The sequence below is a fragment of the Phyllobacterium sp. genome, assembly GCF_037994425.1.
Lineage (GTDB): Bacteria > Pseudomonadota > Alphaproteobacteria > Rhizobiales > Rhizobiaceae > Phyllobacterium.
In genome coordinates this window covers 1-6,552 of record NZ_JBBNAM010000060.1, presented here as the reverse complement: position 1 = coordinate 6,552, position 6,552 = coordinate 1, and the positions used below count along the sequence as shown (strand labels likewise).

Genomic DNA, 6,552 nt, shown 5'->3' with positions numbered 1-6,552 from the left:
CAGGGCGGACGCCCGCTTCAGCAATGTACGTCAGGCCGGGACGATCGTTGCGCTTGACGTCAATGTCCCGGCTCGCGGTTACCTTTCCGACGCCGGTCCGAAACTCAGGGCATTCTTCAAGGAAAGAAATCTCCTTGTCAGACCTCTTGGCAACGTGATCTACCTGATGCCACCCTATTGTGTGTCTGCCGATGATCTCGACCGTACCTATGATGCCATCGACGAGGCAGGGGACACAATAGTCCAGGGCGATGACCGATGAGTCCCGTCCGGGCAAGCTGTATCGCCGGCCTTGGTCACTACGCGCCGGAGCGCCGTGTTGAAAATACGGAGATCGAAAGCCAGCTCGGCCTCGAAACCGGGTGGATCGAGCGCCGAACCGGCATTCGCGCGCGGCGCTGGGCCGCGGAGGGAGAACTGTTGACTGATCTCGCTGCCCCGGCAGGGGCAGCGGCAGTTTCCGATGCCAATATTTCACGGGGCGACATAGCCTTGACGATCCTCGCAACCTCCACCCCGGATCACTTGCTGCCACCCTCAGCACCACTGCTTGCCCATCACCTCGGGCTTTCAAATTCCGGCGCAATCGATCTGGCAGGAGCCTGCTCCGGCTTTATCTATGCGCTGACATTGGCCGACGGCTTTGTTCGCACGCAATGCAAACCTGTACTGGTGGTCGCAGCCAATATATTAAGCCGGCGCATCAATCCGGCAGAACGTGCCAGCGCCGTGCTCTTTGCCGACGCAGCGGGCGCTGTCGTTCTGGTTCCGTCGGATGATACTGAAATGGGGCTCCTCGGCGTGGACCTTGCATCGGATGGAAGCCACTATGATCTCATTTCGATTCCGTCCGGGGGATCGAAGCAGCCTTTCGATCCAGGTATGGCCGCCTCCGAAGCTCTAATGACCATGCGCGATGGCCAGGAAATGTTCTTGCAGGCCGTAAATGGGATGACGCACTGTGCCAAGCGGGCCCTCGCAGCCGCAGGGTTGAACAGCGCAGATATCAGCAGGTTCGTCCCGCATCAGGCCAATGCCCGCATCTTCGACGTCGTTGGTGAGGATGTGGGGATTGAGCCTGGAAGGATCGTGCACACGATCGCTGAATATGGAAACTCCTCCGCAGCAACTATTCCTCTGTCGCTGTCACTTTCCCGCCAGGCCAGTCCATTTGTGTCTGGAGAAAAACTGCTGCTGGCTGCAGCGGGTGCAGGCCTCATCGGTGGTGCACTGGTCTGGGGGATATAATCCTTCGATATCAACGAAGGATTATAATATCCGAGCGGTCGATCCACGCGTTTCGAGTATCGGGACCAGCCACGCATGTGGAGCGAACCGGAAAAACTGACGTGCTTTCGCCAAAGTTAGCGACAATCAAAGAACGAGGGGAAAACTTCGGCCCCTTTGAGATGATGCAGGTCGATTCATCGCCACCTCGATTGTATAGCAAAATGAGGCGGCGCGGCCAGTTCGGGAAGTGGCATTCATTCTCATTGGTTGCCACCCATCGGCAATTCCAGCCTCCTCGACATCCCCATGCCTTCCAGGAAAGTTTCGTCGTGGCTGACGACCAGCAGCGCGCCGTCATAGGCCCGCAATCCTGCCTCGACCGCTTCGATAGAGTCTATGTCCAGATGGTTTGTCGGCTCGTCGAGGATCAGCAGAGGTGGCGGCGTCGACCCGCCCAGAACGCAAGCCAGTCCAGCACGGAGTAACTCTCCGCCGCTCAGGCAGCTTATGCGCTGAAGCGCTGCATCGGCCCTGAACCTGAACCGGGCAAGCGCTGCCCTGCAGGCATTTTCATCCGCCTGCGGGTTGATGCGCCGAAAGTTGTCTCGGATCGAGGTTGACGGATCGAGAAAGCTCATTCGCTGGTCAAGAATGGCGAACTCAACCATCATCCGCACGGTCCCGGACCACGGCTGCAACTGTCCGGTGATCAGGGCAAGAAACGTCGTCTTACCGGATCCATTTGGACCTGTGACGGCAACGCGCTCCGGTCCAGCAATGGCGAAGGATAGGTCGCGGAAGATCGGTCGACCGAGCTCATGGCCAACACTCACCGCTTCGACTTTCACTACCGTTCTATCGGCGGGGAGATGTGTCAGCGGAAGCACGACAGACAAAGGTTGAAGGATTTCGATGCGTTCACGGGCGGAGGCAGCCGCATTGACAGTTTGTGCGCGCCTGCTTTCAGCCAGCCGCGCGTTGCCGCCACTCGTGGATTCGCTTCGATCCTTCATCTTGCCCAGACTAATGCGCGGCGTGTCCCCTTTCGCGCCTTTCCTTTGACCTGCCCTATCCCTTCGTGCCTTTCGCTCGGCCGTTGCTTGCATGCTTCGGGCAACGTCGGCAACGCGTTTGTCGGCATCGGCCAAATGGTGTTGGGCCGCTGCAAGCTCAAGGTTCTTGCGTTGGCGATATTGAGTCCAGTTGCCGCCGTACCGAGCAGCGCCGAGGGAGGTCAATTCAACTATGGCATCCATGGTTTCGAGGAGTTCACGATCGTGACTGACAACAATCGCACCGGATCGCCAATTGGCAAGGAGTTCGATCACCGCCTTGCGGCCCTCCCTGTCGAGATTATTGGTCGGTTCGTCAAGCAAAAGAATATCAGGCTCCGCAAAGATCAGTGCGGCAAGACCGATCCTCGTGCGCTGGCCGCCCGACAACGTGGACAGAAGTGTTTCAGGTTGCGCTTCAAGTCCAACGCGACCGAGGGCGGAAACGACCCGCGCTTCTAGCGTCCAATCGGCATCTGCAAACTCGTCTGGAGTCGCTTCACCTCTCTCAACGCGAGCGAGAAGTTCCAACGCGTCAGCCACGTTGAAGAGGTCAGCGACAGTTTCGGCCGCCTTCGGCTGAACCGTCTGACGCAAGATCCCCAGACTTCCATTGACGGACATGCTTCCCGATTGTGGTTGCAAATCGCGCGATATCAGTTTGAAAAGCGTGGTTTTCCCCACGCCATTGCGACCAACAAGGCCTGTCCGGTCCGTGCCGAAACGAAGGTCTAGATTGGAAAATAGGGGTCGACCGTCAGGGGTGGACCACGAAAGATTGGACAGGGTAATCGAAACAGGCATGGAATACGGATTTCCTCGGTTGCAAGGCGAATTGGCATTGCTATCGAAGTGAAATCCATTGCTGCACACATCCTGTTGTATCGACGGTCGCATGATACTTATGCGCCAACGGCCGGATAATCAAGGCAATGTGGTCGTCAAAGACTGAAACGGGTGACTGTGGCGTTCGACGAGATTGACCCGCGGCGCAATACCCGCTCGGTTTCGCCGAAGCGAACAACATTACGTCGGCAAACGAGCAGCGGGCAACGCTCGACATTGGTCGTCACTTGTTTAGCAGCGCCAAAAGGACAGGTTATTTCGCGAGGCAAAACCTTCCGCTTGCTTAAAGGCGCTTCTCGAAGAAGGTATCGGGGTAGGGGTCGTCATTGAAACGATCGATCTCATTCCACCCGGTTCTGCGATAAAGCTGCTGCGCTTCGGGCAGCGCACTATTCGTATCCAGTTGAAGGACCTTTATGGACAGCTCTCGGGCGGCAAGCTCGACGGCCGTCATAAGCCGTTTTGCGAGCCCAAGGCCACGCGCTGACGGTGCGACCCAGAGCCTTTTGATTTCCGCGACCTCGCCGCCATTGCCCTTCAACCCGACACAGCCTATCGGCAGGCCATCTGACATGGCCACCAGGAAGATACCACGCGGGCGGATCATGTCCCTGGCGTCCGGATCGCGAGAAAGCGATACATCGAAACCCTTCTCGAAGCGGCGTGCAAGTTCGGCGTAGTATTCGCTGAGACAATACCTGGCGTCCTGGTGTCGCGGGTCTTTCTCCTCAAGCACGATATGGTCACGTCTAAGCGAGGAAGCGACAATATCCATGGCGCGCAGAAGCTCGTCCGGCTGGGAATGCCGCGACAGAAATGCTTTCGCCTGCGCGTTGGAAAGCGCTTCATAAGCCTGAAACTCGGAACGACCGGTTTCGGTCAACCTGGCAACGCGGCGACGCGCGTCGTGAGGATTCGATATGGTGTCGATGAGACCCTCCGCTTCCAGACTGCGCAACAGACGACTCATGAGGCCGGAGTCGAGTCCGAGATCATCACGGATCGCCGCAACATCTGATTGCCCTTGGCCGATCGAATTGAGTACGCGCGCTGCGCCCAGTGGACGGCCGCGTCCAAGGAAAGAGGTATCGAGAGCGCCGACTTCGGCGGTGACAGCACGGTTGAAGCGACGGACACGAGAAACAGGATCGCAAGTCATTTTATCTGACTTAAGTCAGATAATTCATCCTGTCAATCAGGAAGGCTGAAAAGCATTCTTTCCTCACGGGTGGGTGGCGTTGTGTATCTAGACTGCCTGCATCGTCGCAGTCACCCAGCTCGAAGGCAACCGCGGCGACGGCCTGCGCGGCTCTCGCCTAAGGTTTGAGAATGCGTTCCGAAGAATGGTATTTGCCCCGTAGGCGACGTGGAAAGCGCTTGCTCAGTGACAGTCTCAAGGGCTTCGCTGCCAAAGCCGGCTTTTACCTGCACTGTCATGGAGTGAACGACCGCCGTACGAACGCCGCAAGGCGTCAGATTTGCCTGTCTCGCTAGGGTTCCATTGATACCGACACCGTTGTCGAGACCGTTCCGATAAAGGTCTGATTCCGGATAGCCACCGCGACATGGGCGACCAAATCTTGGCTTTGGAGACAGAATTATACGCCCTACCAGCGTCGATCTTCAATTCTTCCAGGGACGAAAAGCGAGGGGTCGTCAACGCGATGACCATGCCCAAGCTGAGCCAGCTTAGTGGACCCCCATCCGCAAAATCAAAGTCGGTTGTGCAGTTGCTATACGATTGCGCGTATGTCCGCAGGTATCGACTGCCAGGCTCGAACCAGTTGCGTCACAAAGGGAGTCTGCATCTTTCGCATCACGCTGCTTCGGTGAAGCTTGACGGTAATTTCCGATATGTTCAGTTCGAACGCTATTTGTTTGCTCAAGGCGCCCCGCACCACTGCCTCCATGACTTGCCGTTCACGAGGCGTGAGGGTGGCATAGAGCGCGATGTTGGCGTTTGCTTCGAGTTGTTGGACCCGCCTTTCCTTGTCGATTTCGATGGCTTTGCTGACAGCGTCGAGCAAGGTCTGTTCACGAAAAGGTTTGGTGAGGAACTCGATTGCGCCTGCCTTCATCGCCTGCACCGTCATTGGTATGTCACCATAGCCGGTAAGGAAAATAATTGACGCGGAAATGCCGCTCGCGGTCAGCCGAGATTGGAAATCAAGTCCGCTCACACCCGGCATGCGAACATCCAGGATCAGGCAGCCCGGCCGATCCAGGACGTCGGCATCCATCAGCGCTTTTGTCGAGGCGAAGCTCGCGGCCTCGATACCGACAGATTCCAGCAGTTCGCAGATCGCAAGCCGCAGCGATTCATCATCATCCACTACCAGCACGATCGGATTTTGCTCAGAGCACGTTGTTTTAACAGTTACTAAAGTCCCCGTCGAAATGTTCATTGCTACCCTCCGATATTTAGTCACAGCGTTACGCCGCAGATCGTGAAAGCTTCGTTGTCCGACAAACGCCCTCTGCTTCTGGAACTGTTTTGTCGGCCGAACTGCGAGAAACCGGCCGGCCGCCCCGGTCGTTGAGCTCCCGAATTCTGTGAAATCTGCAAATGAATCGCCTGCCTCTACGAAATACGAAGCCAGATGGCGGTTTAGGAATCTCGCCGATAATAATTCTGATCGTCGGGTCAAGTCTGATCTTAAAAATGTACTTTGCGCAATTGTACATAGGTATCGCTTCGAGAGATAAAGGCGTCAAGTCTGGAGAAACCAATACCTAAGTATCATCGACCTGCGCATTAAAGTGGCAGAAGATGCCATTTGACTTGGTGCGTTTTATTTGGATACGGCTGTCATAAGGGGCGACGCTGCTTTCTTCCAGTAAACGAGCGTTTGCGCCGCCGCTGCTGGTCAGAGCGAGTTCGGCGAGGGCAATGACGAATGAAACAGTTTTCCGAATATTCGTTCGATGTTCTGAGGTCCGGAGGGGAATTCATCCTATACCGCGGACGAGCATTGGGGGAGCCGCCAATCCTTGGGCTGGCTGCCAACGGGCAGCATCCTTTCGATCGCAATATGGAACGACTTGTCCACGAGCATGTCCTGGCGCCCGAACTCGATCCAGCGTGGGCGGCCCGCCCTATCGGATTTACGCGCCACAAGGGACAAGACGTGCTCGTGCTCGAGGACCATGGGGGCGAGCCGTTGGACCTGGTTCTCAGTCAGTCAGTTCAGCCGTGGGGCCTTGATAGATCGCTGGCAATAGCGATCGATTTGGCGAGGGCCGTCGGTCAAATGCATCGGCAAGGGCTCATTCACAAAGACATCAAGCCTGCCAACGTGCTTCTTGACGAGGGAGAACGGACGCGGCTGATGGGATTTGGTTTGGCTTCGCGGCTTAGAAGCGAGCGGAGAGCCGCTGCTCCGCCTGAAGTCATTGCCGGGACATTCGCGTATATGGCTCCGGA

General features: G+C 56.7%; 5 protein-coding genes and 1 pseudogene. 3 read left to right on the top strand and 3 right to left on the bottom strand.

Annotated elements, in window-relative coordinates; genetic code table 11:
* Positions 1–262, top strand: a pseudogene (locus AAAB35_RS04300) (adenosylmethionine--8-amino-7-oxononanoate aminotransferase BioA); the annotation flags it as partial.
* Positions 259–1,248 (top strand): beta-ketoacyl-ACP synthase III, encoded by a 990-nt coding sequence (locus AAAB35_RS04295; protein ID WP_340666990.1) that lies wholly within the window; start codon positions 259–261, stop codon positions 1,246–1,248. The pseudogene AAAB35_RS04300 and the gene AAAB35_RS04295, both read left to right, overlap by 4 nt.
* 242 nt (positions 1,249–1,490) lie before the next feature.
* On the opposite strand, the gene AAAB35_RS04290 is transcribed toward AAAB35_RS04295, so the two are convergent.
* From AAAB35_RS04290 to AAAB35_RS04280, 3 genes are all read right to left on the bottom strand, one after another.
* Positions 1,491–3,086, bottom strand: a complete 1,596-nt coding sequence (locus AAAB35_RS04290) for an ABC-F family ATP-binding cassette domain-containing protein (protein ID WP_340666989.1) — start codon at positions 3,084–3,086, stop codon at positions 1,491–1,493.
* Positions 3,087–3,411: 325 nt separating this feature from the next.
* Positions 3,412–4,287, bottom strand: coding sequence for a helix-turn-helix domain-containing GNAT family N-acetyltransferase (locus AAAB35_RS04285; RefSeq protein ID WP_340666988.1), 876 nt, complete (start codon positions 4,285–4,287; stop codon positions 3,412–3,414).
* A 574-nt stretch (positions 4,288–4,861) separates the two neighbouring features.
* Positions 4,862–5,533, bottom strand: coding sequence for a response regulator transcription factor (locus tag AAAB35_RS04280; protein WP_340666987.1), 672 nt, complete (start codon positions 5,531–5,533; stop codon positions 4,862–4,864).
* 492 nt (positions 5,534–6,025) lie between these two features.
* On the opposite strand from AAAB35_RS04280, the gene AAAB35_RS04275 reads away from it, so the two are divergent.
* A partial coding sequence (locus AAAB35_RS04275) for a protein kinase (protein WP_340666986.1) occupies positions 6,026–6,552 on the top strand: 527 nt, incomplete at its 3' end.

Bases quoted from the DNA above. Each gene is read 5' to 3' on its own strand.
- AAAB35_RS04280 (WP_340666987.1), bottom strand. From the start codon at position 5,533: ATGAACATTTCGACGGGGACTTTAGTAACTGTTAAAACAACGTGCTCT.
- AAAB35_RS04295 (WP_340666990.1), top strand. From the start codon at position 259: ATGAGTCCCGTCCGGGCAAGCTGTATCGCCGGCCTTGGTCACTACGCG.
- AAAB35_RS04290 (WP_340666989.1), bottom strand. From the start codon at position 3,086: ATGCCTGTTTCGATTACCCTGTCCAATCTTTCGTGGTCCACCCCTGAC.
- AAAB35_RS04285 (WP_340666988.1), bottom strand. From the start codon at position 4,287: ATGACTTGCGATCCTGTTTCTCGTGTCCGTCGCTTCAACCGTGCTGTC.